The organism is Pseudozobellia thermophila (assembly GCF_900141855.1).
In the GTDB taxonomy this organism is placed as follows: domain Bacteria; phylum Bacteroidota; class Bacteroidia; order Flavobacteriales; family Flavobacteriaceae; genus Pseudozobellia; species Pseudozobellia thermophila.
The window spans coordinates 44689-69658 of the sequence record NZ_FQYU01000009.1 but is presented as its reverse complement, the minus strand read 5'-3'; the positions used below and the strand labels follow the sequence as shown (position 1 = coordinate 69658).

Below are 24970 nucleotides of genomic sequence, written 5' to 3'. Positions count from 1 at the left end.
GGTACCGCTAGGCGCTGGCGACCAATGCCTTTTTACTGTCTTGATAGGTCTTGGGGCTGCAGTTGTACCTTCTTTTAAAAATTTTTGAAAAGTAACTTCTGCTCGATAGTCCAACGGTATACACAATTTCCGAAATGTTCATGTCGGTGGTCGAGATCAGGCGCTCTGCCGTGTTCAATCTTTCGTTGCGTATAAAATCGGAAACCGTTTTGCCGTGCAACAGCTTAAAGCCTTCTTGAAGCTTGCTGGCCGAAAGTCCGCATTCGGTGCAAATCGATTTGATCGAATATTGGATTTCCGGGTATTGTTCGATTTTTCTGGAGACTTCCTTGATGCATTTGAGCTCGTATTGGGTAAGGGAACCCGTGGGAGTCTTTTCGTTTTCAAGGTCAGATTTGATATGTTCGATCTCCATGGCCAGGGTCAAGTTCAAGATGCCTTCTATCAGAAGTTTCTTTACCAGCCCTTCCTGCCTGATTTTTTCTATCTGTGCCAATTGCTCGCCGATGCGCAGGTTGTAGGTGCCGAAATATCGGATCGGCGTGTCTTGTTCCTTTCCGTGGGAGAAGAGTTGGAACATACTTTCTTTTAAGCTTTTGGGTAGTGTGCCCTCAATATCCGAAGTACTGTCTACCGCCCTGATAATACATAGTTTTACCTTTTGATTGCTCGGAAAAATGAGTTCGTTGGTGTGTTGGGTAGCGCCCATTATGGCCGTCTGAAACTCGTCTAGGAACAATTTGTCCCTATAGTCTTGAAACCTTTGGTACAGGTGACCTTTCAAGCAGTACATAAAGTATAGGGGTTTTAGCGGACTGGGGTCGTTGGCCATGCGAAAATCTTCCGCAAAGCACACATCGTACTGAAGGTATGAGAGACCACCTTCGAGGGTAATGCCCTTAATGGTTCCGGTACCGTGATCGTTATCGAATTGCAGCACGCGTTCGTTGCCCGATACGGTAATCGAACCGCCCAAGTAGAGGTTGATCGTGTTTAGATTTTTTTCCAAGGAAAGCGAATGTAGTGTAAGTGTTCTCATGTGCAATTATTTTGTGGTTGAATGTATAGGGAACCAAAGGGGCATTGAAACGCTGTTCTTGTGCAAAAGGGATAAACCTTGTTTTTTCGGCCGGTTCCCTTAACAACGGGGTAAAGGCAATGCCCATTTGGGTTGTTGACAAATATGGGATATTCTACCGTCCGGACCTTTACAGAATTTTTTGGTTCTGTTATATAATTGTGGGATGGGGAGTAGGCCGGCCTAGCTAAAGGGGAGCAATATTTCGAAAGTGGTACCTTGGCCCGGGTGGCTTTGGGCGCTAATATGGCCCCGGTGGTTTTCGACGATTTTTTTACAGATGGCCAGGCCTAGGCCCGTACCGGTATAGGCGTGTTTTTCGTGAAGTCGTTCAAAGAGTTTGAATATTTTTTGGCTTTGTTGCTGTTCAAACCCGATACCATTGTCCTTGACGCTCAAACGCAGGTACCTCGATTTGGGCAGATTGAGGTCGGGGTCGATTTTTTTAGCTTCCACAATTTCGTACGTCACCTGTATTTGGGGTGCAACGTCTGGCTTTTTGTACTTAAGCGAATTGGATATCAAGTTGCTGAACAACTGCTCCAGCTGAAAGTCGGTACCGTGTACGGCAGGTAGGTCCGGTACGGTGATTTCGGCCCCGGTCTCTTGAATACGTTCCGAATAATCGTCCAGCACCTTTTGAAAAACATGGTTCAGGTTGACCTTGATGGGTGCGCTCAATTCTTCGGATATTCGCGAATAAGAGAGTAGGTTGCGGATCAAGAGCTGCATGCGGTTCGCCGAATCCTCGATTTTGGCCAAGTATCTTTGTCCTTTATCGGAAAGGTTGTTCCGGTCGAACTCGGAGAGCCGGCTGATGAACATTTGGATTTTTCTCAGGGGTTCTTGCAGGTCGTGGCTGGCCACACGGTTAAACGATTCCAGTTCGGCATTGGTTCTTTTTAAGGCCCGGTTCTTCAATTTCAGGTTTTGCTCGTTCTTGGTCTTGTCGGTTATGTCGCGAATGACCCCGACCATGTACGAGCGTCCGTCTTTTTCAATAAAATGGACCATGGAGGCCATATATCGCATCTTGCCCTCCTTGGTCTTAATTTTGTATTTGCTCTTTACCTGTTTTTTTTGTTTCAGGGCTTCAACGTCCATGTCTTTTAAGCGTTTGGCCTCGCTTGGTTTTAAAAAGGAGAGGAACCTGTCGAACGAGGGTTCGAATTCGCCCGGTTTGTAGCCGAACAGGCGGTAGGCATTATCGGAGTACTCCATTTCACCACTGTCGATGTCTAAATTGAAACTACCGATCCCCGCAATTCTTTCGGCATTGTTAAGGATGGTGTTCTGTACCTTCAAGGCATCCTTGGAGCGCTGTAACTCCTTTTCGGCCTCTTTTCGAAGTGTAATGTCTTGCGATAGGATGGTAACGCCATCATCCAACTTTACAATTTCGTTGCAGAAAATAAAATGGCCTTTGGGCAAATGGTATTCCCGTTCTACCTCGATGGGTTCCCCGGTCTCGATAACTTTATTGTACACGTCCCAATCGCCGTTTTTCAGTAAGAAGGGATATACTTCCGAAATTAGTTTTCCTTGAAGTTCGGTAGAGGGGCGCCCCATCAATTCAATAATTTTCTCATTGGTATAGGCAATCTTAAAATCGATGATCTGGCCCTGGTCGTTTCTTACCGCCTCAAAATAGCTGATGATGTATTGAAAGGAAGAGACAAGATTGGTCAAAAAGCCCGATGTCTGGGCGAGTTCCTTGTTTTGGGCCTCGAGCTGGGTGTTGAGGTCCAAGAGCTTGCGCTCGGCGATTCTTTCGGTTGTGGTATTGCGTACCGTGGTCGCCACGCCATTGTTTAAGGGTGAGGCCGTGGTATGCAACCATATTCTTTCACCCTCTACGAAGTAGTCCGTTTCCAAGGTAAGGGTCCGCTTTTCTTCAATGGCGGTCCTCAACAGGTCAACATGTTCCTTTTTGGCCAAAAACGGAAAAACGTCGGAGAATTTCTTGCCTATGGCTTCCTTGTGGGCCACCTTTAGGTCTTGCCGATCTTTGGCATTGGTATATCCGATTTTGAAGTCTACGATCCTTTGTGCCTTATCCCTAATGGGCTCGTAGAAATTGATAATGTTATCGGTGTTGTCGAGGATGTTGCGAAGAAAACCGCCGGTGGTATCCATTTGTTTGCGGTCGCTATTTATTTTGGTGAAGGCGAACATAAGGATCCCCAGGGCGAAGAGGGCGGAGTACAGGATATGGGTGGGGGTAAGTACAACGTGCGATTCGTATTGGCTTCTTCTGGTCTTGAGCATGGCCCGCTCCGCTCCGATCATGGCCTTTTGTATGGCCTCCAAACTATCCCTTACCCTTTCGATCCGGTGTATTTTTTCGCTGAGCGCCTTTGATTGAAGTATGTTCCTGGCGGTTTCCTCTTCGATCGATTGAAGTTGTTCAAAAAGCTGTTCGCTGAACAAGGGCACCTTTTTAAGGCGCGACAACTGCTCTTTGTTGTCGCCCATCAGCAATTTGAGCTTGTTCAGGTTGAGGTTGCTTTCGGATATATAGTCTTTTATGGGGGCCAGGTAGGTGCTGTCACCGGTGATCAGATACTGCACGCCCGCCGCCTGCGTACTGGTGTAGTTGGCAAACAATAAGTTTATTTCACTGATCGTGTTTTGGGTACGGGATACCAGTTCGGTCGATTTTCGCAGGGCCGAGTTCTGCTGAAAGGAGGCATAGGAAATATAGAATAGTACGATAACGGCAACCAATAAAAGCAAAACGTAGGGCAGGATACCCGTCTTGGTCTTACCGACATTGCCTAAATTAGCCATGTGCTGGGGTTAAATTCGGAACAAAAAGTTGGCTTTGTCCATTTCATTTTCTTCGTACTGCCAATTTCGTTTTACCACCTGGGCAATGGTTTTTTTGAGCTCCTCGAATTTGTTGGGCTTGTTGATATAGATATTGGCACCGTTCACAAAGGTTTCTTCGATATCCCTTTCCGATGACGAGGTCGAGTAAATGGCGACCACCAAGTTTTCAAGTTCCGGATTGCTTCTAATGTTTTTTAGGCATTCGAATCCGTCCATGACGGGCATGTTCAGATCGAGAAAGATCAATTGGGGCAATTCCGCTTCCGGACGGTTTAAAAAATTCAACAGTTCCTGTCCGTTGTTAAACTCCTGTAAGTCGGTATCGAGTTCGATTTCCTGCAACGCATCGGAAAAAAACATTCGATCGTCTTCATCGTCGTCAACAAGCACTACCTTCATGGGTTTAGTACTCATAGGTTTTTGGTTTTGAGGTTTCTTTTTTCCAGTATGCGCAAAAAGGCGGTAGGCGTTAATCCGGTAACCTTCTTAAACTGACCGGACAAATGGGCCACACTGCTGTAATCCAATTTAAAGGCAATCTCGGTGAGGCTCATGTCCCCAGCGATAATTAGCCGTTTGGCATATTCGATTTTACGCAATATAATGAAATTCTCGATCGAGGTATAAGTTTCTTCTGAAAATAGGTTCGACAGATACGAATAGGAATAGCCTAACTTTTTGGATAGGTAAACCGATGTGGTAAACTTGCGCATGTCTCCCGAGTAAACGAGCTCTTCGACCGCCTTTTTTATATCGTTGACTATATCGTTCTTGCCTGTTTCCGATAGGCTAATGCCATAGGGGGCCAAAGCCTTGTTTATTTCCGTAAGCAATGCCGGGGAAACCTCTGTTTCGACCACGAGATGGCCCAAGGCATTAAATGAAAATGCGATACGCATTTCCTTAAGCCGTTCGGATACTACCTTTTGGCATACTTGCTTGGGAATGTAGTCGAGACGAAATTTCATGGCATATGGTACGGGTAGGAGCCCTGTGCCCAAATATAGAAAGATTACTTGTTCAAATAACGATGGGGGCACAATTATGGCGGTTATGGGCCTTGGAAAATAGACATGGCCCTGCCCGATCTAAGGGACGGATAAAAAGAAAGGTAGGTATACCTCGTCTTGGGAAGACCGAGGCACGGCGATGGACCAATGATCGGAAAAGTAGAAACGAAGGGCAAGGGGAATCCTTTAAAGCCAATGACAATGGACCTTTGCTGTAGGTTGGCATTATTGCGCGTCGACCTGGGGCACTTCCTTAAAAAAATCGGCGGTATCCGTATCCGCATGGGGTCCATAGGCCATTAAAAAAAGACCTTTGATACCGTCGTTTGTCCGCAGTACGTAAAGTATGGAAAGGTCGGAGGGGTTGCTCATACCTTCATAGCGGTGTTCTTCGACGATACGCAGGTCAGTGGGCGCGTATTTTTTCTTGGTCTCCGTGTCGATAAGGCTTCCCGAACCGTACCGGAATTGATGGGTGAAGCCCTCGGCCTCGTACTGGTGTATAAGGTCTTTTTCGTGTTTTGCGTAATTTTCCATGATTTCTAATTTATAGGGGTTGAAAAAACGGATTTCCTCTTAGAAAAAATCCGTTTGCGTACTTCTTGTAATAAAAAGGACTTGATCTTAGTTGTCGTCAACTGCGTCTTCGACTTCGTCCTTAACGTCTTCGGCGCCCTCTTCGATATCGTCACCGACTTCATCCATGGTGTCCTCGATTTTTTCACCGGTCGATTTTTCTTCCCTACAACTGTTAAAAGCGCTTAGGGAAAATAGTAGGGCACATAGGGTTAATAGGTAAAAGGCTGATTTTTTCATACTGTTCAATTTTAGGGTTAGGGATTAAAGGATGTTGCTTGTGTTTCCTGATACATCTCATATTCTTTTTCTTCCCATAAATAGGGAGATAACGAACAATACAAGAAATATAAAGAACAAGATTTTGGCTATACTGGCGGCGCCTGCGGCTATACCACCGAAACCAAAAATTGCGGCCACAATGGCCAAAATGACAAAGATAACTGTCCAACGTAACATAATTTTTCTGTTTTTGGGTTAATAAAAACCTGGTCTTGCCAGAGGCGGACCAAGCTATTGCTATGATGTAAAGATGCGAAAAGCATCCTCCCCGGCTTGACCGTATCAAATTCAAAATTGACCCATCTAAAGGGGGCTTGTGATTTTTCGGCCGCAAGGAACCGATTGGGGGCAAACCCTTGATATGAAGGGAAGTAGAAGGGGGAGCCTGGCTATTGCGCAAAGAAAAAGGCACCGGAATTTCGGTGCCCGTAACCTTGGGTATCGTTTGTTTTACGAGAGATCTTCCAATTTTTCGATGGTGTCGAGCCCGTTTTCGATTTTATGCTTTTGGCGGGCGAGTAGAACTTTGGTGCTGTTCGGTAGGCTCGTGTCTTGCATGACCTCTTCATATTCGCTGATAGCGGCCTTTTCTCCCTTAATGGCCTCTTCGAGCATGGCTTCTTCCGAATCGGCGGCGAAGAAATTCTTGAGGTCCATCCACGACCTGTGCACCTTGCTGGTAAAACTGTCGCCCTTGTCTATTTCTTGACCGAACTGTTTGATCTCGGCCTTCAGTTCATGTCCGAAATCATAGCGTTCTTGGGCCTTTCTTTGAAAATACCCCTTCAGGGTTATGCTTTCAACGTTTTCCGCTGCTTTTTTAAACCCTTTTTCGGCATCGTATGTCTTTTCCAAAAGGTCATTGAGTTTACTTCCGATTTTTTCAGTATACGTATTCATGTTTCTATTTATTTAAAGTTAACGGTACGTTTTTTTTGAGGACCTGTACCGCGTGCGGTCCTGTGTCTGTGCCGGGTTCAAAAGCGGCACTAAGAAATTGATGGGTTGGTCCGATATTCAGAGGATGTATTGCTTTGCCCTAGGCTAGGGCATCGCACCGTGGTAAGAACTATCGTTCTTTTTCCATGTGCCTTTCATAGGCTTTGGCCAAACTTTCCTTGTTTGTTTCGGAAAGCACCTTTCCCGCTATCTGGAAAACCTCGTGCTCTTCCTCGTCCAAATGGTGTTCTACCTTCTCTTGTAATTCCTTGGCGATCTTTAACCACGCCGAAGACGAATACTCCGTTTCTTCCAAGCGTTCGATGAGCTCATCGATTTCGTGATGCTCGGCTATGCTGTGCCTTGCTTTTTCCTGTGTTTTGTCGCTGTCTATAAGGGGTTTGTAGAAATAGCGCTCTTCGGCATCGGCATGGGATTCAAGCTCCTTTTTCAGTTCTTTGAAAATGGAATCCCTTTGCGCCGTGTCGCCCGACGTATCAACGAGTTTATCGAGCAACTTGCGTTGGATATCGTGATCTTGTCTAAGTGCTTCGAAAATGTTCATGGTCCTTGGTTTTTGGTGAATTTGATACGATCAGGGATAAAATGGCCCCGGCGTTGAACCGGGACCATCTTACATCCAAACCAAACTACTTTTCATCTATGTCGACAAATGTAAGGACCGGCCACCATCGGTTTTTGCTCAATCGAAGAATAGCTTGACTGTAAATGGAAATTCGGGCTGTCCTGGATCGATAGGGCGCGCATTTTTGTTGAATGCGCCCAAGACCTCGACGGGGAACAAAGCCGCGAAAGGATGGAACCGCAGGCTTTGGGTTGGGCGGTCGCAACGGGAAGGCCGTAGGAGCAAGGCGCGACACCGTTTATCCAAGTTATGAATAAGGGGCTTAGCTATTGGGGGTAGGACGAACACAAAAAGTGAACAGCCGGAATGTTTTCCCTTCATTTATTTAACTGTTTTTAACAGTATGCCATTTGCGGACTATGGGAACATATTATAATTTCGGCCTCCAAATGAGGACTATCTTCGGAAAATACCTGGTTCTACTTTTCGTCGTCTTATTCAATTTGGGAGGCCTAGGGCATCCGAATACATTTGGCGCTGACCAAGCAAACGGGCCCACCGCTTTTACCTTAGACCGATTTCAAGAACACGGTCATCTGAGTAGGGGGCATAATGCAGAGATTTCCGAAGGTATATGCGACCGAATCTTTCACAATATCATAGCTGAAATCAACAATCCTCAAAAAAAGGAGGAAAGCGGCGAAGTTTCAGACGATTCCCCTTTACAGAAATATTCTTCGGGCGGCTTTTTGGCCGTCTTTTTTTATGCCCGTTTGTCGGCCATGCTGCATGGCAAATTAAAGCACTTTTCCCACCAAGATATTTTTTCCTTTTATCCGCCCTTTAGGCGGTACATCAGGTTCGAGGTGTTTCGGATCTGATTCTTGTTTTTTGCGGCCTGTTTCCCCGTCCAGGTCGATTCGTACCACACGTAGTTTCTAGGAATTTCATTATGCAAGGCAATCGGCTCGCGATTGGCTTGACCTAGCTATAAATAATTTTTACACACCAAACATTTTAAACCATTTAGCCCATGAGGACATTTTCTATGTTCATAGGCTTGTATGTGCTGTTGGCACTTACGGGCTGTGAACCCAAAACCGGTAAAGAGAAGGAAACAAGCAAATTTTTAGTCACCAGTCCGATAATAAAGGACACTTCCGTAACGAAGGATTACGTCGCCCAGATACACTCGATAAGGCATATAGAGATCCGGGCCTTGGAAAAGGGGTATTTAAAGGAAATATACGTCGATGAGGGTCAGTCCCTTAAAAAGGGGCAGCGCATGTTCGCCATTATGCCCAATGTATACCGCGCCGATTTGGAGAAGGCCGAGGCCGAGGCCAAAATAGCCGATATAGAGTTGCGGAATACCAAATTACTGGCCGATGGGAACGTCGTTTCGCAGAACGAACTGGCCTTGGCCAAGGCCAACCTTGAAAAGGCCATGGCCGAGGTATCACTGGCCAAGACCCATTTGGGCTTTACCGACATTAGGGCCCCGTTCGATGGAATCATGAACCACCTGCACGCCAGGGAGGGAAGCCTTTTGGACGAGGGGGAACTTCTGACCACCTTGTCCGACAACAGCAAGATGTGGGTGTATTTCAACGTGCCCGAGGCCGAGTATCTCGATTATATCACCAGTTCCGATAAGGGGGACAACAAGGAGGTGAACCTGCTGTTGGCCAATAACAAGGTATTTGACCAGTCCGGGGTGATCGAGATTATCGAGGCCGAATTCAACAATGAGACCGGTAATATCGCCTTTAGGGCAACCTTCCCCAATCCCGATGGCATTCTGCGCCACGGCGAAACGGGCAGTATCCTGATGAAGGTGCCCTTTAAGGACGCCTTGCTCATACCCCAAAAAGCCACGTTCGAGGTCTTGGACAAGAAATATGTCTTTGTCGTAGGCTCCGACAACGTAGTGCACCAAAAGGAAATCACGGTCACGGGCGAGATGCCCCAATTGTTCATGGTCGGCAAAGGCCTTGACGAAGGCGACAAGATCATTCTAGAAGGTATTCGAATGGTCAAGGACGGCCAAGAGGTAGCGACCGAATTCGTAGCGCCGACCAAGGTGTTTTCAGAGCTGAACCTATACGCAGATTAACAATAACCAAATACCTAGACTATGTTTAAGAAATTTATACATCGACCCGTATTGGCTATTGTAATATCGGTCATTATCGTGTTTACAGGCTTATTGGCCATCAAACAACTGCCCGTTTCCCAGTTTCCGGAAATAGCGCCTACGACCGTAAATATTTTTATAGCCTACCCCGGGGCCAGTTCGGACGTGTTGGTAAATTCAACATTGATTCCATTGGAGACCGCCATCAACGGTGTCCAGGGCATGCGCTATGTGGCTTCGGATGCCACAAGTGCGGGGGAGGGAACCATCCGCGTGATCTTTGAACCGGGCACCGACCCGAACCAGGCCGTGGTCAGGGTAAAGACCCGGGTAGACCAGGTGATGCCCTTGCTACCGGAACTGGTACAGCGCGAGGGGGTCGTGATCACCCCGATCCAGCCCAGTATGCTCATGTACGTCAACCTGTATAGCGATAGACCGGAAGACGACGAATTGTTCCTGTACAACTATGCCTATACCAAAATTGTCCCTGAAATACAGCGTATCAACGGTATTGCCAGTGCCAAGATTTTGGGAAGCCGAAAATTTGCCATGCGGGTCTGGTTGAAGCCCGACCGTATGCGGGCCTACAATGTTTCTGCCGAAGAGGTACTCGAGGCAATGGAAGACCAGAGTATCATAGCCCGGCCCGGTAGGCTCGGGCGCAGCTCGGGCAAGAAGGCCCAGGCCTTGGAGTACGTACTTACCTACGAAGGCAGGTATAACGAGCCTGAACAGTACAAAGACATTGTCATTAGGGCCAATGATGAGGGTGAGCTGCTTAAACTGCAGGATGTGGCCGATGTGGAGTTGGGTAGCGAATTCTTCGATATTTATTCCAATTTGGACGGGCATCCTTCCGCATCCATCGTTCTAAAGCAGACGGTCGGTAGCAACGGTAAGGATGTTATCGATGCCGTTAAGTCGAAGCTTAAGGAGCTCAAGGTCGATTTGCCGCCGGGAATGGACTACAAGGTGAGTTACGATGTTTCCAATTTTTTGGATGCATCCATCGAACAGGTACTGCATACGCTCAGGGATGCGTTTATACTCGTGGCCATAGTGGTCTTCCTGTTCTTGGGCGATTGGCGCTCTACCCTGATCCCGATAATTGCCGTACCGGTTTCCTTGATCGGGTCGTTCTTTATCATGCAGCTGTTCGGCCTGTCGATCAATTTGATAACCCTCTTTGCCTTGGTCTTGGCCATTGGTATTGTGGTTGATAATGCCATAGTGGTGGTCGAGGCGGTGCACGTTAAGATGGAAGAGGAAAACTTGACCCCGTACAAGGCCTCATCGGAGGTATTGGGCGAGATCGGGGGAGCCATCGTGGCCATCACCCTGGTCATGGTATCGGTATTCATACCTATTTCCTTTATGTCGGGGCCCGTTGGCGTTTTCTACCGCCAGTTTTCCATTACCATGGCCGGTTCGATCGTAATTTCGGCGGTGGTCGCCCTTACACTTACCCCCGTGCTTTGTGCCATGATGCTCAAAAACAATCACGGAAAACCCAAGCGAAAGACGCCCATAGACCGATTTATCGATTGGTTCAACAAGGGGTTCGAGCGTTTGACGGGGCATTACGTTGGGGTGCTGAACAAAATAGCGGCGCGGCGAATAGTGACTTTTGGAACCTTGATCGCCTTTTGTGTCGGGATCTTCTTGACCAACGAATCCCTCCCGGCCGGATTTATACCCAATGAAGACCAGGGAATGATCTATGCCGTTATCCAAACGCCCCCGGGAGCGACCTTGGAGCGAACCGATGAAGTGGCCCGCAAACTGCAGCGGATTTGTGAGGAGATGGACGGGGTGGAGTCGGTTTCGTCCTTGGCGGGATATGAGATCATGACCGAAGGGCGGGGCTCAAATGCCGGTACCTGCCTAATTAACCTGAAACCCTGGTCGGAACGGCATCATTCGGTACACGAGATCATGGAGGAACTGGAAGAGGAAACCAAAGACCTGGGGGCCGTAATCGAATATTTTGAACCACCAGCGGTTCCGGGCTTTGGGTCTTCCGGTGGTTTTGCCATGCGTTTGTTGGACAAGACGAACAGTACCGACTACCATGCTTTCGAGAAGATAAACAACGATTTTATGAAGGCCTTGGGCGAACGAAAGGAACTGACCGGCCTCTTCACGTTCTATTCGGCCAATTATCCACAGTACAGGCTAAAGATCAATAACAAGATAGCCATGCAGAAAGGGGTCAGTATCGGCAAGGCGATGGAGAACCTCAACATTTTGATCGGTAGTACCTACGAACAGGGCTTTATCAAATTCGGACGCTTTTTTAAGGTGTATACCCAGGCCGCTCCCGAATATCGGGCCTTGCCAACGGACCTCGATAAGCTGTTCGTTAAGAACGAGGAAGGTGAAATGGTACCGTATTCGGCCTTTATGTCCATGGAGAAACGCTTGGGACCCAACGAGCTTACGCGCTATAACCTGTACAATTCGGCGGCCATCAACGGTCTCCCCGCTGCGGGTTACACCACTGGCGATGCGATCAAGGCCATTAAGGAAGTAGCCGAGGAAACCCTGCCCAGGGGCTATGATATCGCCTGGGAAGGCCTTTCTTACGACGAGGCCAATAGGGGGAACGAATCGTTGTACATTTTTATGGTCGTGCTCGTGTTTGTCTATTTTGTGCTGGCCGCCCAGTACGAAAGTTTTCTCTTGCCCTTTGCCGTGATCCTCTCGTTGCCCGTTGGGGTCTTCGGATCCTTTGCCCTGTTGAAAATGATGGGACTTGCCAATGATGTATACGCGCAGATCGGGGTAATCATGCTCGTCGGCCTTTTGGGCAAAAATGCCGTTCTGATCGTGGAGTTCGCCGTTCAGAAGCACAGGCAGGGCGCTACCGTTCTCGAAGCGGCCATCGAGGGGTCCAAGGCTCGGTTCAGGCCTATTTTGATGACCTCTTTTGCCTTTATCGCCGGTTTGGTCCCCTTGGTGGTGGCATCCGGGGCAGGGGCCATAGGCAACCGAACCATAGGGGGGTCGGCCATGGGCGGTATGCTCATCGGAACCATCTTTGGCGTATTGGTGATCCCCGGGCTCTACTTCGTTTTTGCCAAAATGGCCGAAGGCCGAAGTTTGATCAAGGACGAATCCTTCGAACCGATTTCGGAAGAGCTGATGCGGGCCAGTGAAGGGGAGAGCAAGACCATGGCCCGCCTGAACGAGATCAAGAAACTTTTAAAAAAACTGACCAAAGGAAAGAAAGATGAAAAATAAGATAAAAGTATCCATTGACAAGTACAAGGGGGGCGCCATGGGCTTCCTCCTTGTTCTGGCCTTACATTCGTGTATTTCGACCAAACAGGTAAGGGAGCCGAGTACTTCGTTACCTGACAGCTATGATGGCACGGTGGTGTCCGACTCGGTCAATTCAGCCGACCTGAACTGGAGGGAGTTTTTCTCCGATCCCTATTTGGTCGCCCTTATCGATACGGCCTTGGTCAACAATCAGGAGCTGAATGTAATGCTACAGCAGATCGAGGTGGCCCGAAGTGAGGTAAAGGCCCGAAAAGGGGAATACCTGCCCTTTGTCGGCGTGCAGGCGGGTGCCGAGGTCGAAAAGGTCGGGGAGTACACCCGTGACGGGGCCGTTGAGAAAAACCTGGACATAAAGGACGGGGAGGAGTTTCCCGAACCCCTCACCGATTATTCGGCGGCCTTGGTGGCCTCGTGGGAACTCGATGTGTGGAAAAAACTGCGCAACTCGAAAAAGGCGGCCGTAATGGAGTATTTGGCAACGGTAGAGGGCAAGAACTTTATGCTCACCAACCTGATCTCGGAAATTGCCGATACCTATTACGAGCTGTTGGCCCTCGACAACGAGCTGGCCATAATCGACCAGAACTTGGCCATCCAAGAAAACGCCCTTCATATGGTCAGGCTGCAAAAGCAGGCCGCCCGTGCCACGGAATTGGCGGTGCGAAGGTTCGAGGCCGAAGTGCTCAAGAACAAAAGCCATCGGTTCGAGGTAAGGCAGCAACAGATCGAAACCGAAAACAAGCTTAGTTTTCTGATCGGGAGCAAACCCCACCACATCGAACGTCATGCCGATCGCTTTATCGAAAGTGAAACGGACACGCTCTATACGGGCTTGCCGGCCCAATTGCTTCAGAACCGACCTGATATCAGGCAGGCCGAGTATGAGCTACAGGCCGCCCAATTGGACGTCAAGGCGGCCCGGGCCAATTTTTACCCTTCGATCGGCATCAAGGCCGGCGTGGGCCTTCAGGCCTTTAAGCCCAAGTTTTTGACCTCTACCCCCGAATCATTGGTATATTCGGCGGTGGGCGACATAGTCGGGCCCTTGATCAATAGAAACGCCATCAAGGCCGAATACAACGCGGCCACCGCACAACAGTTGCAAGCGGTCTACGAGTATGAAAAGGCCATTTTGCAAGGCTATATCGAAGTAAGCAACCAATTGGCGAACATCGATAACCTGAGAAAAAACTATGAACTAAAGACCCAACAGGTAAAGGCCTTGACCGAATCGATCGAGCTGTCGACCCGCCTCTTCCAATCGGCAAGGATCGAATACATCGAGGTCTTGTTGACCCAAAGGGAGGCGCTCGAGTCGAAGATGGAACTCGTCGAGACCAAGAAAGAACAAATGATAGCCCGGGTGCACATGTATAGGGCCCTAGGGGGAGGATGGAGTTCATAGGGCCATGAAAGCCAAACTTCCTGGCCAAGGGACCAAGGAAAAAGATAGAATGTTTATATTTAGGTTTGACTAGATATGAACATCCTTAAGTAACTGAAAATGATTTTGAAAGCGACCCTATTGTTTGCCCTTGTGGCGATGGCCCTTCCTATCCCGGTAAAGGCCCAGGAAGCCCCTGCCGACTATGGTTATGTGCAGGCGGCACAGCCCCGGCCCGTAAAGCGCTATTGCCAGACCCTGCAACTGAAAGACGATCCCGAATTGATAGCGGAGTACGAGAAGTGGCACCGGTCGGACAACATTTGGAAGGAGATTACCGACGGACTAAGGGAAGTAGGGGTGATCGATTCGGAGATTTACAGGCATGGTACGCTTTTGGTCATGATCTTGACGGTACCGGCCGATTTTGATTTTCAGGTACAAATGGGAAAATTGGCCCAATTGCCCCGCCAAGCGGAGTGGGAAGAGCTTATGGCCAAGTACCAGGCTTCCGATCCCAATGCGGCCTCAAGCGAAAAATGGGTGCAAATGAAGCGGGTCTTTAAGTTGCCCCCACAGGATTAAAAGTCTATGTAGGGTTGTTGTTATAAGAAAAGAGGGCGGTTTTTTTTGACCGCCCTCTTTTATAGATGCAATTGTTCCCCACAAACAATCATCCAAACTTATGATAATACCAAATTCGGGTTATTCTACCACATTATTTGGTCCTTTCACAAAAAGAATTAGTGCAAAAAATAAAGGGCACATGGGTTCCAGGTCCGCTACTTGACCCTTTTCGGAGGGGACGAGATCAAAAATTTCATACGCTTCCAAAAGAGGATGGCGGTGACGTTGGTGGGTTTTGAAAGGTCGGCCAGCAAACGGAGGTTCCGCTTAAATTGCAGAAATTCCGCATGGCCCAGGGAATTCTCGCTAATGGGATAATAGGCCATGCCCCAATCGGGAAAATTGCGTTCGGTAATCTCATCTTCAGAGAACAGGTTGACCCGGGTATGCCGCGGATCGTTTTCGATGCGACGGTAAAGTTCCGTGACCTTTTCTTTGGGGCCTTCGAGAATTTGAATAAAGCCGTTTAAATAAAATACAAGGCAACCCGTAATCCCATTTTGGGAGTTAAAGGCCCGTGCCGTTTTAAGGATATCCTCTACCTGCGCATTGGTCAGGTTGGGTACCGCCTTGGATTCATAGGTTAGTGTATACATGGTATAGGAATTTAGGTGAGATACTAAGGTAACCAATATAGGGCAATAAATCAGCTGGTTTTTGTACGGAATAAAGGACGTCTTTCGCATTGAATGTTAAAGGTGTCGTTTACTTGAGCCTATACCCCCTCCTTATCGCCCCCACGTCCATTTGCACACCGAAACAGGCCACTTGTACAAATTTTGTTTAGGGGGCGGTAAATTGATTTAACTTTATCATCCACTCCAAACCATCGTTTTTTTTGATAGCGGTGTATGACCAATTGATTACCAGATTATAAGGTTGGGGCATAGATGGTCTTTCCCAACTTCGCATGTACTTCCCTCGATTGCATATTCAGTCAGTTTAACTTAAAAATTTTTCAAGATGGGCTTTTATTTAAAAGGGAATTTTTGTGGCTACCTATGTCACGATTGCAAGGAGGCTTTGAGTCAGGTATCGGTAAAACTATATCAACCTCCCAAGATGGAAAACGTGACCGAACTTTTGGCCTCCGATCCGAAAAACACGCTTAAGATTCTGGGTCCCGACGAGATTGCCGAAAGGAAGAAGTACTTGATCGGGGAGGGAAGTACCGATGCTTCGGGGGATTACAACATTCAATTCGATAAATCGTATGAGGGCGGTCCGGTGATGGTCGATATTGCAGTCACCCAGGTACAGGGACAAAAAAAGAAAACGGACAAGCAGGTGCAGTTTACGGTTACCGTGCTTCAACCGGCGTGGCGCCAAGGCGACAATGATTATTTCTACGGATGGGATTACTGTCTATCGCCCCGTTTTTGGTGCCATATAAGATCGCTGTTCGATGCATGGGTCATTTGTGGCAAGGTGGTTTCGTGTAAGGATAAAAAAACGCCCTTGGTGGCCGTTGAGGTAACCGCCTTTGATGCCGATTGGCTGACCGACGATGTGCTGGGAAGCACCACCACCGATGCGACCGGACATTTTAGGATCGACTATACCAGTGCCGATTTCAAACAGACCTTTCTTTCCCCCTTGATCAATGTAGAAACCCCTTTTTCATCGAAATCGGGTCCCGATGTCTATTTTAAGGTGGTTTCCGGGGGAGGTACGGTGTTGATGGAAGAAACAAGGACGGTAGGGCTGGGTTCCGCAAGACGGGATGTGGGCCATTGTTTTTGCCTTGACCTGTGCGTGCCTTTTGAAACTATCGATACACCCGAAATAGCCAGTGTATGGACGGGTATAGGTACCGCATTTACCATTCCCATCGGCAGTGACCTGAACGATTTTGACCCACAGGGCTATGCGGGGACCAAAAGGTATGGTTTTACCGGTAAGATACGGACCACGGGCCAGGTGGCCATCAGTTCGACCAACAGGGTTTTTGACGGAAACCCCTACGAATACCGGTTCCTAGTGAGCGATACCGTTACGGCCGACAACGGGGCGGCCCCTTTACCGGCATCCAGTTTCAATAAAATCGTGGGTGTGGATATCGGACTTTTTGAATCGATCAAGATAGGCCAGATGATGTATTTCGGGTCACCCTTTAAAGTGGTAAATATTTTTTGCAAATTGGAAGATTTGGATGCCGAGGGATGGTTGGATGTCAATAAATCCATTGAACGGACGTTTACCGAAGATCCTTCACTCAATGTGGCCGATTTGACGGACCCTATCGAAGGCCCGCTGTGGAATTGGATCGATCTCGACGGAATGATGGGAATCGATACACGGACGCTTACCGAGAATTCTATGCCCACTGTATCGGCCGGAGACGCCGTTCCAGTGGCTAACCGTAAAGGCGTCGAAAAAATAGCCCTTCGATTCGAACTTAGGGAAGTGATCGACAAACCCAACAATGTTTTCAATTACTTGCCGGCCAGTGGGCAGACCCTAAATTGTATGGTAGTGAACAATACTGCGGCTGTGAAGGAATTGGCCGTTTCACAGCATTTGAGCACCACCGATTGTTCGGCCGTTAACGGGGAGGTTTCCGTGAATTATACCGCCCATCACCCTGAGCTCGAAAGTGTATCGCTACACCTGAGGAGCAATGATGGCGATATCAATACGCCCTTGGTCGGTGGCGGGCTGCCCATTCTCAACAACAGCAATCCCTCGGTAAACCACGCCAATAGTTCCAGTGTGTCGATCACCGGTGCACCGAATACCGTTGCGCTGAAGACCTGCTCCTATATATTGACCCTGTCGGTGCTCAGAAGGTTGCATACCGGAGATGGGGCAGTAGGTACGAATCAAGTTCCAAGGTCTTTTTACTACGAGGCCCCTTAGATCGGGTGATGGTTTTACATGCCATGTAGCCCTATTCCGGTGTAAGGCAACCGTATTGGAAATAGGTATTGAATTTGAAGCGGCCAAGGCTTTCCGCACCTACCCCAAGGCATTGTTATATGGGTATCGCTGTCAGGGCCGTCGCAGGGTTTCGGTCCTTGTCCATGCGCTTGGCCTTGTCGGTGTAAGGTCTTGTCTAGTAGTGTAATAAATGCATTTTTTTGTGGTAGCCGATTGCCGTAAGATCATAATTTTTTTGTATTTTGTAATAAAATTCTTCCCCTTTAGCTTAAGTAGTATTGCCCTTACTAAGACTCATTATGGGTCCTCTAGAAGCCCTCCTCCGTAGGATCAACTTTATATAAGGAACAAATACCTGTTTCCCTTTACCACCGACCTCGATCGAAAACGATATGCAGGGTTAGGGGCAAACAGCCAAATTCAAATTCGACATGGAAGAAGTGGATACCGCCGTCAGGCAGGAAGAATTGGTTTTTCATACGCTTGGAAGTCAAAAATCGAGCATCGACGAAAACCAGATTACCAGCGAGAGCTGGATCGAGCACGAAGACGACCTGACCTTTGAAACGGTATGCGGTATAGACCAACGCCAAAAGGTTTTGGCCACAAAGCAAATGCCCTATATGGCCATATGCAAGCTTTATATGCAGGCGCCCAACGGACTCAACTACGTCGGTTCGGGATGGCTTACGGCACCTGATCGGCTGTATACCGCTGGACATTGCGTTTACAATCAGGGCTCCGGCGGATGGAAATCGAGGATTATCGTAGTGCCGGGTAAAAGCGGACTTTCAGAACCCTATGGCAGGTACGAGGCCGTTGAGGTAATGGCCGTCAGGGCCTGGATCGATAGTGCATCCACGCGCTACGACATGGGGGCCATAAAGTTGAACAAACCGGTTGTACATGGCCAATTTATAACGCCTGCGGTCGAAGACCCTAATGTTGCCGAGGTTTGTGGCTATCCTGCCGATAGGGACAACGGTATTTTTCAGTACCGCATGTCCGATAACTTGATCAAGAACGAAGGCCGCTTTTATTACCAGGCCGATACCTTCGGGGGGCAAAGCGGGAGTCCGCTTTTGAGAAATAGGTCCACCGCGGTCGGTATTCACAATTACGGGGGCTGCCCCAACAAATCATCGGACCTGTACCAAGAATTTATCGATGGTGTGGCCCATTGGTAGGCCCGATGGGTATACGCATCCAATTTCAAAAAATAAAACATGAAAACCTTGCGCCAAGGCAGTTTTGATCCGTCCGTCCCATTCTTGAAAAAGCTATTGGGGAAGGCCGGGTATCCCGTGGCCGTTTCTCCCGATTTCGATGGTACGACCCATTATAAGGTACGCCAGTTTCAACAGGTAAACGGGCTTTCTGTCGATGGGATTGTGGGCAGGAATACATGGGAAAAACTAATGCGCACAGGCTATAACTTCAGTTGGGGAACACAGGATTATTTATTGGAAGACGATGAATGGATGCACGAATATACGGAGAAAGATACCATCTATCTGCATCATACCGCGGGACTGCACAGGCCCGATTACACCATAGGCTGGTGGGAAAACGACAACGAACCGGGCACCCTGTACAGGGTGGGCACCTCCTTTGTTATCGGCAGAAGGTCCCTGGAGGGAAACGACATGTTCGACGGGGTAACCTATAGGGCTTTTAATGAAATGTATTGGGCCCACCATTTGGGCACCAAATTGAAGAACAACCAACAGCTGAACCGGAAATCGATCGGGATTGAAATCTGTTCATTGGGCCCTTTGAAAAAAGACGGGGAGGGCCGGTTTTATTTTCAGGGCCACTCGAAGAAAATATCCGTGCCCGAAACCGAAGTCTGTCAATTGGACCACCCGTGGAGGGGGCATCGCTATTTTCAAAAATACACCGACAAACAGCTTGGGGAATGTGAACGGCTGATCCTCACCTTGGCCAAAATTTTCGATGTGCCCATTAAGGATTTGACATACGATCGGTCTTGGTTCGATGTAAATGAAGGGGCGATGGACGGTGAGCCGGGCATTTGGACACATTGTAACGTGCGAACCGATAAAACGGACTGCTTTCCGCAGCCCGAATTCATAGCCATGTTAAACGGTCTTTATTTAAAATACCAGGATTTTGAACTCGATTACTCCGAACTTGAGTCTGCCCCTATGGGAACACCCAAGGAATTGGACAAATCGATGTTGGAGCATTATACCGCGGATTTGGAGCGGAAGGAATATCAATGACAAGCATTTATAATTAAGTACCATGGATGATAAACTAAGGGAGCTGGCCGAAGAGGCATATTCCAACTATTCAAGTGTTCTGGTCGATATCGACCGTATAAAAACGGATATATCCCATGTTCGCCAGGGGAAGTTGGAACTGTCCGAGATTCAAACCGATAAAGAGCGGTTGCACAACCGGATTTCCCGTGAGGGCACAGCCGAGCTGCAGGCCCTGGAACGTATCAACGGGGAAGCCAATTTTCAGGATATCCGTATCATTCAACGCATTGTGGAGCTTTCTAGGGCGGTAGGCAGAATAACGACCAATTCCCGATTGGGCAATACAGGTTACGGTACCGGATTTTTGATCGCCCCGAACCTGGTTCTTACCAATAACCACGTCTTGGGCACTGCAGAGGTGGCCGCCAATTCCACCATCCAGTTCAACTACGAATTGGACCAGCAAGGCAACCCTAACAAATCGGAAAGCTTTAACCTGCTTCCCGACGAGTTCTTTGTGACATCCCACTACAAAAAGGATGCAAGCGACCCGTATAGCGGTCTCGATTTTACCATCGTTGCCGTGGAGAAGGTTTCGAACGGGGGGACCCCGATTTCGACCTTTCCCACAGCACGTTTGGACAAAAAATTGGGAAAGATCATCGATGGGGAAAACTGTGCCATCGTACAACACCCCAAGGGCGATTACAAAAAGATAGTAATGAAAGACATTCGTATGTTGGTACTTAAGGACGACTTCCTCATTTACGAATCGGATACCCTGCCGGGGTCGTCCGGAAGCATGGTCCTGGGCCTGGGTACGGGTGAGGTAGTAGCCTTGCACCACTCTGCGGTACCCCGAAAAAACAGGCATGGGCAATGGTTGCGAAAAGACGGGTCCGTAGTACAGCCCGGCGACCCCGACAATATGATCGATTGGATGGGGAACGAGGGCATTCGGGTCAGCAGTATACTGAACATGATCGCAAAAATACCGGTGCCGAAGCCAATGGAAAAACACAAGGCGGCCTTGGTAGGGACCATGGATACCGAAAGAAGGGTTGCCCCTTCGCGGGTGGAAAACAGAACTACATCCTCCAAAACATACATTATGAACCGTTCAGAAAGTACTAAGGTCCACACCCTATATTTTGAAATCCAACTGTCGGAGGTAAAGGAAATGCAGCAAGACTGGAAAGCGAACGCCGCGAGCTTGGTGCCCGGCCTGGTGTTGAGTGAGCCCTTGTATCCCATGTCGACCGAAAAAGCACACCGCAATTTCTTCTACATCGAGGTAGAATCGGAAAAAAGTCCGTGGGAAGTAGCCGCCGATCTGGAGGGGCTTCCCCAAATCGAAACCTGTACGCCCGACCTTGAAATGGCCACCGATATCAAGCCGGGCCACTATGGGAGATGGTCGAGAAACGAAAGCCTGGAATCCTTGGACGACGGCACCGCCGATTGGGACAAGAGCGAGGGCGATTTTAAAATAAAATGGGCCAATGCCCACTTGGTCAAAGACTATATTCAACAAGGTAAAAGCCTGGAATACCGGGGGTGGAACAGGAAGGCCGTCCAATTGGACAAGGTCGACCTGGATCAAAAAATCCCTACGGATACCAATATAAAATTGGTACAGCTGGATACCGGTTATACCGACCACAATAAGGTTCTGGACGGCTACAACCTCTTGTACGATGAAGACTTTATCGATGGCGAGGATGCCCGCGACGAAATGAGCATGGGTATATTGCGCCAACCGGGCCACGGTACGCGAACGGCCAGTATCGTTGTGGGAAAACAAGCCAATGGTACCATAAAGAACGACGGCAACCAAGGGGTGGTCGTCAGCAAGGAAGACAAGGCCTTGGTAAAGGTGATCCCTTACCGCATTTCCAAATCGGTCATCTTGATCGGTAGGGGCCGTAATCTCTTCGATGCGGTCTCCCAAGCCATAAACGCGGAGGCCGATATCATATTTATGTGTATGGGCAGCTATCCGCGCCCCATGATCTATAGCATTGCCAAAACGGCCTATGAGCGTGGGATCATTTGGGTCTGTGCCGCAGGTAACAAGGTCGAGTCCGTCATCGCCCCGGCGGTATATCCCGGAACCATTGCCGTGGCGGCCACCAATCCCAACAACGAACCTTGGCGCTACACCTCCTATGGACCGGCCGTGGATATCGCGGCACCCGGGGAAGACGTCTACGTGCCCTTTAAAAACAAGCGGCAGGAAGATATCATGGTCTTCGGCTCGGGAACCAGCTATGCCACGCCCCACGTGGCCTCGGCAGCGGCCCTGTGGAAGGCCAAGCATTCTAAATTCATCAAAGACCATGTAAAGGAACCTTGGCAGGTCGTGGAGCTGTTCCGCAAGCATTTAAAGGAAACGGCCGAAAAAGACCCCAATGGAAATGGAAGTACATGGGACGAGGAACGCTTTGGTGCCGGTATCCTCAGCGTAAAAAAACTACTGGAACTGGAAATGCCTACGGAAGACGGGGAAATCAAAAAATTGTTAGACGGACTAACCCATGCCTATAAAGACAAGGAAAAACCCGCCCAATGGGACCTGGGAGTACGCGAAACCGTACATTTTCTGTGGAATACGGCCAGAAAGAAACTAACGCCCGGGTTTGAAAGTACAACAGGGCAGGAGTCGCTAACGGAAAGGGCCCGGATCAGTGTCGCCGCAATGACGGGAAGACCCGTAAACAAGGTTTTTGAGAGCTATGATCAATTTGATGAGGACCAGACCGAAAAATTGCTCAAGGTATATTTTGAAAGTTTCAACTAAAAAATAAGATTATGGACAAGTATTTCGACCTGCATTTGCACCCCTTGGCCAAAAAGCACCTGGCGTCAAGTTTGAATGACAACGCCAGTATGGGCGCGGACAATTTGGCCAAGCCGATAGAAATGTCAAAGGAGTTTAGGGACTATACGGATGAAGCCATCCTCCGTAAATTCGAAAGCCAATGCTGTATCGATTATTTGGCCGAAGGCCGTATAAACGGTGTCGCCGCCGTCGGGGCCCTAGAGTTTGGCGTGGCATCGAGCAAGGGCTTCTTCGACGATGTCTTAAGGGGCCAATTAAAGAAGCCGATCGACCGAACCTATTTTAATGCGATCAGGGAGGGCGAGGTGTCCTATCTCAAACTGTTCCTTAAGGAGGTGTTGCGGTACATGGAGTTGCGGAAAGTGGATAAAGACCAGAAAAGTACCGAAGAAAGCAGGGTAAATTTAATAAGCCGTTTTTTTAAGCAAGGGGAGGAAGAGGGCAAACCCAATCTTGTCCTGGCCATTGAGGGCGGCCACAACCTCTGCATGAAAAAGATAGGCAATACCATGGACTATGACGATTTTGGGGAGTTTCAGAACAAAGGTCATTTTAGTTCCATCTATGGCATTTCCAAAGACAGACATGACCCCTCCAAAGTGTTGAAGCGCCTCTACGAGACCATAAAGGGAGCGAAAATGGACCTGTTGTACCTCAGTCTGGCCCATTTGACCTACATCCCCGAGCAGCACCTGGCCACCCATGCCTTTGGGGCGAAGGCACTAAGGCATCCTTCCTTCTATCCCTTTGGCCATGGCCTAAGCGAACAGGGTAAGGAAGTGGTCTTGACGGCATACCAATTGGAGGATCCCCTGAAAAGCAAAAAGGATACCGGGGTCTTGATCGACATAACGCACCTGAGCCTTAAATCGCGGGAAGACCTGTACCGGCTCCGAAGGGACAACGCGTGTGAACACATCCCCTTAATTGCGTCCAACGTTGGGGTTACAGGATATTCCCTTGCGGGTTGGAAAGACAACTTAGTGGTTGAAAAATGTGTCAACCATGTCGACCAGGGCATTAAAACGGTAAAGATTTGCAACACCTCAAAAGTGGCAGGGTATTGGGGCAATGGTACCAAAAAGGAGTATGTGTTTAATTCGACCACCCTCAACTTGATGGATGAGGATATTGTGGAAATTGCCAAAAGCGATGGCCTCATCGGGGTCAGTCTCGATGTAGATATTTTGGGGCGCAGTGCCGACCTTGGACAAAACACGTCCACTTGCGAATTTTTGACCACGGCCGACTTTTCCTATTATTTCCCCTATACCAGTATTAGAAAATTGGAGTATGCGAGCACGGACGAAATAAAAAGCGGGGAGTCGTGGCAAGAGCCCCGGCGCAACGACGTACATCCGCTCAGTCTATGTTTTAATATTATCCATATTATGGCGGTAATCGATTTAAAGACTAAAAAGGGCTCCTTACAGAAAAAATCGTACGAATTTATATGTATCGGCAGCAATTTTGACGGCTTTATCGAATCGGTCAAGTTTTGTAGCGATAGTAGGCAGTTCAAGGAATTGCAGGCGAGCTTGATGAAATGGCTTCCGGTAGCGGCCAAGCGGTATCAGAAAGTGTACGGGGGAACAAAGGACCTTTTTCCCTTTCTTCAACGGAATGAAGACCTAAAGGAAGTGGTCTCGAACATTTTGTACGATAACGGGCATGATTTTTTGAACAAGAGAAAACATGCGGTCCCCAAACGAAGGCCGGTCGGAACAAAAGTCAAAAAATGATCAATGCAGAAGGTTATGGGTACAGGGAATCACAATAAAAAAACGGCCATTACCAGCGGTACATCTTCCTTACAGTATATCATTGCGGTGGCCTTGTTGGTAGGCTACGGCTTCTTTATTTATTATTTGGTAGGAAGGGTAGACAGTGGCGACCCGGCCTGGAGCCGGTTGATCTATTTGTTTTCCGGGGTGGAGGCCATTGTCTTTGCGGCCGTCGGGTTTCTGTTTGGTAAGGAAGTGAACCGAAGGCGTGCCGAACAGGCCGAAATTGGAAAAAAGGAAGAGGAAAAACTAAAGGAAGCAGCTCGGGAACAGGCGGTCGAAGAACGTAAAAAGGCCCTTATTTTGGGGGCCATGGCCATTCAGGCCGAACAGGGCGAAAGCCCGCGTAATGCCTCCGATGGCACGGCCATGGAATCGGTCGGGGTCGGCAACCCCGCAGCGGCAAGCATGGCCGCCCGGGCGAGAAAGATGTATCCCGAGTTGGATAATCGGTATTGATACATATGGGCAATCCCTACCTTCATGTTGGTTTATAA

The 24970-nt window shown here is 48.6% G+C and carries 21 protein-coding genes; 11 read left to right on the top strand and 10 right to left on the bottom strand.

Annotated features, from left to right (window positions below; translation table 11 throughout):
* Positions 1–7: 7 nt before the first annotated feature.
* From BUB37_RS17445 to BUB37_RS17395, 9 genes are all read right to left on the bottom strand, one after another.
* Positions 8–1039, bottom strand: coding sequence for a helix-turn-helix domain-containing protein (locus tag BUB37_RS17445; protein ID WP_072995118.1), 1032 nt, complete (start codon positions 1037–1039; stop codon positions 8–10).
* 222 nt (positions 1040–1261) lie between these two features.
* Positions 1262–3868 carry an ATP-binding protein gene (locus tag BUB37_RS17435; RefSeq protein ID WP_072995116.1) on the bottom strand — a complete coding sequence of 869 codons (2607 nt, stop codon included), beginning with the start codon at positions 3866–3868 and terminating at the stop codon, positions 1262–1264.
* 9 nt (positions 3869–3877) lie between these two features.
* Entirely contained in the window at positions 3878–4324 is a 447-nt protein-coding gene (locus tag BUB37_RS17430; protein WP_072995115.1) for a response regulator, read from the bottom strand.
* The gene (locus BUB37_RS17425) at positions 4321–4878 is read right to left on the bottom strand and encodes a helix-turn-helix domain-containing protein (protein ID WP_072995114.1); all 558 of its coding nucleotides are present in this window, start codon (positions 4876–4878) and stop codon (positions 4321–4323) included. The genes BUB37_RS17430 and BUB37_RS17425 overlap by 4 nt, the downstream gene beginning before the upstream one ends.
* A 267-nt stretch (positions 4879–5145) precedes the next feature.
* Positions 5146–5457, bottom strand: a complete 312-nt coding sequence (locus BUB37_RS17415) for a hypothetical protein (RefSeq protein WP_072995112.1) — start codon at positions 5455–5457, stop codon at positions 5146–5148.
* Between the two features lie 87 nt (positions 5458–5544).
* Complete coding sequence (locus BUB37_RS17410) at positions 5545–5736, bottom strand: hypothetical protein (RefSeq protein ID WP_072995111.1); 192 nt, start codon at positions 5734–5736, stop codon at positions 5545–5547.
* Between the two features lie 57 nt (positions 5737–5793).
* On the bottom strand, positions 5794–5955 hold the full coding sequence (locus tag BUB37_RS17405; RefSeq protein ID WP_072995110.1) for a DUF1328 family protein: 162 nt from the start codon (positions 5953–5955) through the stop codon (positions 5794–5796).
* 273 nt (positions 5956–6228) lie between these two features.
* Positions 6229–6678: a ferritin-like domain-containing protein gene (locus tag BUB37_RS17400; protein ID WP_072995109.1), complete on the bottom strand. Its 450-nt coding sequence runs from the start codon at positions 6676–6678 to the stop codon at positions 6229–6231.
* A gap of 169 nt (positions 6679–6847) precedes the next feature.
* On the bottom strand, positions 6848–7282 hold the full coding sequence (locus tag BUB37_RS17395; protein ID WP_072995108.1) for a hemerythrin domain-containing protein: 435 nt from the start codon (positions 7280–7282) through the stop codon (positions 6848–6850).
* 470 nt (positions 7283–7752) lie between these two features.
* Here BUB37_RS17395 and BUB37_RS17390 point away from each other — a divergent pair, with 470 nt between their 5' ends.
* The 5 genes from BUB37_RS17390 (at position 7753) to BUB37_RS17370 (ending at position 14697) form a co-directional block, all read left to right on the top strand.
* Complete coding sequence (locus BUB37_RS17390) at positions 7753–8184, top strand: hypothetical protein (protein WP_139278134.1); 432 nt, start codon at positions 7753–7755, stop codon at positions 8182–8184.
* 152 nt (positions 8185–8336) lie between these two features.
* On the top strand, positions 8337–9419 hold the full coding sequence (locus BUB37_RS17385; protein ID WP_072995106.1) for an efflux RND transporter periplasmic adaptor subunit: 1083 nt from the start codon (positions 8337–8339) through the stop codon (positions 9417–9419).
* Positions 9420–9440: 21 nt separating this feature from the next.
* On the top strand, positions 9441–12686 hold the full coding sequence (locus BUB37_RS17380; protein WP_072995105.1) for an efflux RND transporter permease subunit: 3246 nt from the start codon (positions 9441–9443) through the stop codon (positions 12684–12686).
* Positions 12676–14133, top strand: a complete 1458-nt coding sequence (locus BUB37_RS17375; protein ID WP_072995104.1) for a TolC family protein — start codon at positions 12676–12678, stop codon at positions 14131–14133. Before BUB37_RS17380 ends, BUB37_RS17375 begins: the two co-directional genes overlap by 11 nt.
* Before the next feature lie 99 nt (positions 14134–14232).
* A complete protein-coding gene (locus BUB37_RS17370) occupies positions 14233–14697 on the top strand; it encodes an L-rhamnose mutarotase (RefSeq protein ID WP_212635316.1) in 465 nt (154 codons plus the stop codon).
* A 197-nt stretch (positions 14698–14894) separates the two neighbouring features.
* Here the strand turns inward: BUB37_RS17370 and BUB37_RS17365 are convergent, their stop codons facing one another.
* A complete protein-coding gene (locus BUB37_RS17365) occupies positions 14895–15335 on the bottom strand; it encodes a BLUF domain-containing protein (RefSeq protein ID WP_170863186.1) in 441 nt (146 codons plus the stop codon).
* Positions 15336–15702: 367 nt separating this feature from the next.
* Here BUB37_RS17365 and BUB37_RS17360 point away from each other — a divergent pair, with 367 nt between their 5' ends.
* The 6 genes from BUB37_RS17360 to BUB37_RS17335 all read left to right on the top strand — a co-directional run bounded on the left by BUB37_RS17360 (position 15703) and on the right by BUB37_RS17335 (position 24932).
* Positions 15703–17598: a transthyretin-like family protein gene (locus BUB37_RS17360; protein ID WP_072995102.1), complete on the top strand. Its 1896-nt coding sequence runs from the start codon at positions 15703–15705 to the stop codon at positions 17596–17598.
* A 452-nt stretch (positions 17599–18050) separates the two neighbouring features.
* Positions 18051–18806, top strand: coding sequence for a trypsin-like serine peptidase (locus BUB37_RS17355; RefSeq protein ID WP_072995101.1), 756 nt, complete (start codon positions 18051–18053; stop codon positions 18804–18806).
* 39 nt (positions 18807–18845) lie between these two features.
* Positions 18846–19865 carry a peptidoglycan recognition protein family protein gene (locus BUB37_RS17350; protein ID WP_072995100.1) on the top strand — a complete coding sequence of 340 codons (1020 nt, stop codon included), beginning with the start codon at positions 18846–18848 and terminating at the stop codon, positions 19863–19865.
* Positions 19866–19887: 22 nt separating this feature from the next.
* Positions 19888–22647 (top strand): S8 family serine peptidase, encoded by a 2760-nt coding sequence (locus BUB37_RS17345; protein WP_072995099.1) that lies wholly within the window; start codon positions 19888–19890, stop codon positions 22645–22647.
* A gap of 11 nt (positions 22648–22658) precedes the next feature.
* Complete coding sequence (locus BUB37_RS17340) at positions 22659–24431, top strand: amidohydrolase family protein (RefSeq protein ID WP_072995098.1); 1773 nt, start codon at positions 22659–22661, stop codon at positions 24429–24431.
* 3 nt (positions 24432–24434) lie between these two features.
* Positions 24435–24932: a hypothetical protein gene (locus BUB37_RS17335; RefSeq protein ID WP_072995097.1), complete on the top strand. Its 498-nt coding sequence runs from the start codon at positions 24435–24437 to the stop codon at positions 24930–24932.
* Positions 24933–24970 lie beyond the last annotated feature (38 nt).

What these genes read in the sequence shown, in the direction of transcription:
- BUB37_RS17410 (WP_072995111.1), bottom strand. Translation starts at nt 5,736, where the DNA reads ATGAAAAAATCAGCCTTTTACCTATTAACCCTATGTGCCCTACTATTT.
- BUB37_RS17390 (WP_139278134.1), top strand. Translation starts at nt 7,753, where the DNA reads ATGAGGACTATCTTCGGAAAATACCTGGTTCTACTTTTCGTCGTCTTA.
- BUB37_RS17335 (WP_072995097.1), top strand. Translation starts at nt 24,435, where the DNA reads ATGCAGAAGGTTATGGGTACAGGGAATCACAATAAAAAAACGGCCATT.
- BUB37_RS17445 (WP_072995118.1), bottom strand. Translation starts at nt 1,039, where the DNA reads ATGAGAACACTTACACTACATTCGCTTTCCTTGGAAAAAAATCTAAAC.
- BUB37_RS17345 (WP_072995099.1), top strand. Translation starts at nt 19,888, where the DNA reads ATGGATGATAAACTAAGGGAGCTGGCCGAAGAGGCATATTCCAACTAT.
- BUB37_RS17340 (WP_072995098.1), top strand. Translation starts at nt 22,659, where the DNA reads ATGGACAAGTATTTCGACCTGCATTTGCACCCCTTGGCCAAAAAGCAC.
- BUB37_RS17365 (WP_170863186.1), bottom strand. Translation starts at nt 15,335, where the DNA reads ATGTATACACTAACCTATGAATCCAAGGCGGTACCCAACCTGACCAAT.
- BUB37_RS17435 (WP_072995116.1), bottom strand. Translation starts at nt 3,868, where the DNA reads ATGGCTAATTTAGGCAATGTCGGTAAGACCAAGACGGGTATCCTGCCC.
- BUB37_RS17385 (WP_072995106.1), top strand. Translation starts at nt 8,337, where the DNA reads ATGAGGACATTTTCTATGTTCATAGGCTTGTATGTGCTGTTGGCACTT.
- BUB37_RS17405 (WP_072995110.1), bottom strand. Translation starts at nt 5,955, where the DNA reads ATGTTACGTTGGACAGTTATCTTTGTCATTTTGGCCATTGTGGCCGCA.
- BUB37_RS17360 (WP_072995102.1), top strand. Translation starts at nt 15,703, where the DNA reads ATGGGCTTTTATTTAAAAGGGAATTTTTGTGGCTACCTATGTCACGAT.
- BUB37_RS17355 (WP_072995101.1), top strand. Translation starts at nt 18,051, where the DNA reads ATGGAAGAAGTGGATACCGCCGTCAGGCAGGAAGAATTGGTTTTTCAT.
- BUB37_RS17370 (WP_212635316.1), top strand. Translation starts at nt 14,233, where the DNA reads ATGATTTTGAAAGCGACCCTATTGTTTGCCCTTGTGGCGATGGCCCTT.
- BUB37_RS17400 (WP_072995109.1), bottom strand. Translation starts at nt 6,678, where the DNA reads ATGAATACGTATACTGAAAAAATCGGAAGTAAACTCAATGACCTTTTG.
- BUB37_RS17430 (WP_072995115.1), bottom strand. Translation starts at nt 4,324, where the DNA reads ATGAGTACTAAACCCATGAAGGTAGTGCTTGTTGACGACGATGAAGAC.
- BUB37_RS17425 (WP_072995114.1), bottom strand. Translation starts at nt 4,878, where the DNA reads ATGAAATTTCGTCTCGACTACATTCCCAAGCAAGTATGCCAAAAGGTA.
- BUB37_RS17380 (WP_072995105.1), top strand. Translation starts at nt 9,441, where the DNA reads ATGTTTAAGAAATTTATACATCGACCCGTATTGGCTATTGTAATATCG.
- BUB37_RS17350 (WP_072995100.1), top strand. Translation starts at nt 18,846, where the DNA reads ATGAAAACCTTGCGCCAAGGCAGTTTTGATCCGTCCGTCCCATTCTTG.
- BUB37_RS17375 (WP_072995104.1), top strand. Translation starts at nt 12,676, where the DNA reads ATGAAAAATAAGATAAAAGTATCCATTGACAAGTACAAGGGGGGCGCC.
- BUB37_RS17415 (WP_072995112.1), bottom strand. Translation starts at nt 5,457, where the DNA reads ATGGAAAATTACGCAAAACACGAAAAAGACCTTATACACCAGTACGAG.
- BUB37_RS17395 (WP_072995108.1), bottom strand. Translation starts at nt 7,282, where the DNA reads ATGAACATTTTCGAAGCACTTAGACAAGATCACGATATCCAACGCAAG.